The sequence below is a fragment of the Streptosporangium sp. NPDC006013 genome (assembly GCF_040614275.1).
Lineage (GTDB): Bacteria > Actinomycetota > Actinomycetes > Streptosporangiales > Streptosporangiaceae > Streptosporangium.
In genome coordinates this window covers 1-3795 of record NZ_JBEXUE010000709.1, presented here as the reverse complement: position 1 = coordinate 3795, position 3795 = coordinate 1, and the positions used below count along the sequence as shown (strand labels likewise).

The 3795-nt window shown below is 70.4% G+C and carries 4 protein-coding genes and 1 pseudogene; 4 read left to right on the top strand and 1 reads right to left on the bottom strand.

The genetic code is table 11. The features are described 5' to 3' along the window. Positions 1-165 precede the first annotated feature (165 nt). From ABZ260_RS48290 to ABZ260_RS48280, 3 genes are all read left to right on the top strand, one after another. The gene (locus tag ABZ260_RS48290) at positions 166-1185 is read left to right on the top strand and encodes a LysR substrate-binding domain-containing protein (RefSeq protein ID WP_355631929.1); all 1020 of its coding nucleotides are present in this window, start codon (positions 166-168) and stop codon (positions 1183-1185) included. Between the two features lie 512 nt (positions 1186-1697). After that, entirely contained in the window at positions 1698-1910 is a 213-nt protein-coding gene (locus ABZ260_RS48285) for a DUF5999 family protein (RefSeq protein ID WP_350929478.1), read from the top strand. 327 nt (positions 1911-2237) lie between these two features. After that, positions 2238-2936 (top strand): DsbA family oxidoreductase, encoded by a 699-nt coding sequence (locus ABZ260_RS48280; RefSeq protein WP_355567596.1) that lies wholly within the window; start codon positions 2238-2240, stop codon positions 2934-2936. Between the two features lie 25 nt (positions 2937-2961). Here the strand turns inward: ABZ260_RS48280 and ABZ260_RS48275 are convergent, their stop codons facing one another. Then, the gene (locus ABZ260_RS48275; RefSeq protein WP_355567598.1) at positions 2962-3603 is read right to left on the bottom strand and encodes a thymidine kinase; all 642 of its coding nucleotides are present in this window, start codon (positions 3601-3603) and stop codon (positions 2962-2964) included. A gap of 97 nt (positions 3604-3700) precedes the next feature. Here ABZ260_RS48275 and ABZ260_RS48270 point away from each other — a divergent pair. After that, a pseudogene (locus ABZ260_RS48270) lies at positions 3701-3795 on the top strand (acetylglutamate kinase); the annotation flags it as partial.

The following is a 3795-nucleotide window of genomic DNA, read 5'->3' as shown; positions in this document are numbered from 1 at the left end:
GACATCCCGATCCGCGGCACCCGCGCCTCTCGCCTGGAACGACTCGGCGCTGAACTCGGCCTAGCCGCGTGAACCGAATCGGCCAACAAAATCGTCCATGCCCGGGGAGGTCCGATGGACCTCGGGGGATGAAGGCGCGCGTGGACGATCGCCTATCGTGACGCCGTGGACCTTTCCCGGCACCTGCGGCATTTCCTCGTCGTCGCCGAAGAACTGCACTTCGGCCATGCCGCGGAGGTGCTCGGCATCGCCCAGCCGCCGCTCAGCCAGTCGATCCAGCGGCTGGAGCGCGAGCTCGGCGCCGAGTTGTTCGACCGCTCGCGCCGCCAGATCGAGCTCACGGCGGCGGGGCGGCTTCTCGTCGGGGAGGCCAGGCGGTTCCTCGCGGGCGAGGAGCGCCTGCGGACGATGATGCGTCAGGCCGGTGAAGGCGAGCTGGGAACCCTCCGCGTCGGGGTACCCCCGGAGATCCCGGCCGTGACGCTCCACGCCCTGCTGCGGCGCGTCACCGAGGACACCCCGGGGCTACACCTGGAGCTCCATGAGCTCACGGTGCCGGAACAGCTCCGCCGCCTGGCCTCCGCCCGGCTCGACGCGGGCCTCGTGCACCACCCCGTCGACACCCCCGGTCTGCTGTACGGCCCCGTCGTGCAGATCCCGCTGGGCGTGGTGCTGCCACGTACCTCCCCCCTGGCACTGGCGCGGTCAGAACCACGACCGGAGCGGTCAGGATCGCGGCCATGGGCGATCGAGCTGGCCGAGCTCGCCGGGCACGATCTCGTCGTCTTCCCCCGCGAGACCTCCCCGGCCTGGTACGACCACCTGCTCGACGTCTGCCGCACGAAAGGTTTCTCCCCGGTGCGGCTCCGGCACGCCCGCAACCCGGAGTTCCTGCTGGGACTGGTGCTGGCGGGCCACGGGGTGGCGTTCGAGCAGGAGGCGATGGCGCGCAGGGAGCCACGGGTGATCTGGCGTCCCCTGGCCGGAGATCCTCTCCGGCGGGGGATCTGCGTCGCCTGGCCGGAACGGTCGGCCCACCCGGGGGCTGCCCGCTTCGCCGTGCTGGCCGCCGAGATCCTCGCCCAGCACGGAACGGCCGGGACACCGTCGACGACACAGCCGACGACACAGCCGACGACACCGTCGCTCGGGCCCCGTCCCTGGTCCGTCGTTTACGCTCCTTGACGTCCTCCCGGCCGCCGGTCCGGTGCGGTGTGACACGAGGAGTTCGACGCCTGTCACATCGCCCCGGCGCCGACCGCGTCCGGCCGCGATTTCCCCGCCACGCTCGGCAGGTTCCGCCTGGTATCAAGGGGACTTCTCATCGCAAAGAATGCTCTACCAGGACAAGACTCCGGCTCTATCGACGATGGGCATGTATGGGTGTAGACAAAGGTTAATTAGCACCAAGAAGGCGACAAATTAACAACTTGTTTGCTCAGGGAACGCCGCTAGAAGATCCCGCGTCATGTTCGGGTCATCGGACAGACGGACGCGGTGACGCCGGCGGGGGAGCCCGTGGTCGCCACCGGGGCTGCCCACCAGAACCTGGTCGCGTTGGAGCACACGAAGTGCCGGCGCGGATGCGAAGGCGAGATTCCGTGAAGCCGATGCGAGGTCGGCTGGGAAGGTCGTCCGCGCCGTCTCCCGCTGAGCCGGGAGTCCTTCCCGCAGACAATCAAGATCGGAGCAAGACCGTGTGCCAGCACATACCCCCCTGTCCGTCCGCGGACGCTTTTGACCATGAGGCGGCGCGTCTCCTGGTCTCTCACCCAGAGCAGGGGTGGGGGCTGCTCTGCAACGGCGTGGTGGTCTTCGATGACACCGGGGAGCTTATGCCCGACGGACGTAGCATTCCCGCCCATCGCGACATTCCCGCCCATCACAGCCACTGCGTCGGGGCGGCATGAGAGCGTTCGCCGCTCCAGCCTCCCCTGTGGCCGCCGACCCGTCCCCGCACCGGGGGACGGCGCCCCGGCGGCTCTTTTCCGTCCCGGTCCCGGCGCCCGGGGCATGGCAGCCGACCGGCGACCGGCAGCCCGAGAAGGTCAGGTGACGATGCGTCGGATCCACCTCCGCAAGCGGTCGCGCTCCGCCGCCCGGATCACCCTGGACCTGCGGACTCCGGCGGGCAGGCGGCTGCCGTACTGACCGCTCCGTCTCACCGGGTGCCGCGTGGCCGCGGCCGCGGGCGACACCGCGGAATGAGCGGCCCTCCGCACCGGTTACAGCGGTACGTGAAGGTTGAAATCTACTCAGACGTCGTCTGTCCCTGGTGCTACATCGGCCACGCCCGCTTCGCCCGCGCCGTCGAGCGCTACCGGGCCAAGGGCGGGGAGGTGGAGGTCGAGTTCAGACCGTTCCAGCTCATGCCGGACGCGAAGTCCAACGGCGAGCTCACGCTCACCTGGGCCGCGAAGAAGTTCGGCGGGGCCGAGCAGGCCGCGCAGATGTTCGGGAGGGTGGGCGGGGTCGCCGCGGAGGACGGGCTGGTGCTGGACTTCGACCACGCGATCCAGGCCAACACCTTCGACGCGCACCGCCTCATCCGGCTCGCCGGAGAGCAGGGCAAGGGGGAGGAGGCGCTGTACGCGCTCTTCCGGGCCCACTTCACCGACGGTCTCGACGTCGGCTCGCGCGAGGTGCTCGCCAAGCTGGCCGGGGAGCTCGGCGTACGGGCGGACCTCGACGGTGAGGACGGCGCGGCGGCGGTGCGGGAGGAGCTGGCCCAGGCCCGTGCCATCGGCGTCAGCTCGGTGCCGCTCTTCCTGTTCGAGGGCCAGTTCGCCGTCTCCGGCGCCCAGCCCGAGGACACCCTGCTCGCCGCCCTCGAAGAGGTCGCCGAGCGCACCGGGCAGTCACCGGCCGCCAGGGCGGTCAAGGCCGCCCAGACCGGCGGGGACGCCTGCGACGACGAGGGCTACTGCGCCGTCTGACGACGCCGGGCCCGCGAGGGGGAGGTCAGCCGGGAAGGCCGGGCAGGCCGAGCTCGCCGGAGCGGTGGTGGCGGCGGCACAGGACCTGGTAGCGGATCGGAGCGGCGCCGGTGTCGCCGATGACCACCTGCTCGCCGGTACGGGTCATGCTGCCGCCGACCACCCGGGCGTTCAGGCGCCCGGGGCGTCCGCACCAGCACAGGACCTCGACCTGGAGGCGGTTGATCTCGTCGGCCAGCTCGAAGAGCCGCTGGGCGGCGGGGAACATCCGCGAGCGGAAGTCCGAGGCCAGGCCGAAGGCGTAGACATCGATGCCGTAGTCGTCGGTGAGGTCGGCGAGCTGCTCGATCTGGGCGACCGTGTAGAAGCACGCCTCGTCGCAGATGACGTAGTCGATGGGCTGGTGCGCGCGGACCAGGGCCACCAGATCCAGGTCGTCGTCGACCTCGACGGCCTCGCTGCCCAGACCGATCCGGCTGGTGACCTGCGCGTTGCCCGAGCGGTCGTGTTTGGTGAGCACCAGGCCGCGCCTGCCCTGGCGGCCGTGGTTGTAGTTCATCTGCAGGGCCAGGGTGGACTTGCCGCAGTCCATCGGGCCGAAGTAGAAGCGCAGCACCCCGTCCCGGGAGACGGCGGGAACGGCGGAGAGGGCAGACGTTTCGGTCACGGGGCGCCAGCCTAGTACTTCTGGCGCGGTCAGCGATCTCCACCCCTGGTGACCGATTTGTCGCTTTCGTTGACCGTATGATCCCCGTGGTGCCGGGGCCGGGCTCAGGCCGGTGATCGTGCACGGGGGAGGCCCGCAGATCAACGCCCACCTCGACCTGCTCGGCATCGAGTCCACCTTCACCGCCGGGCT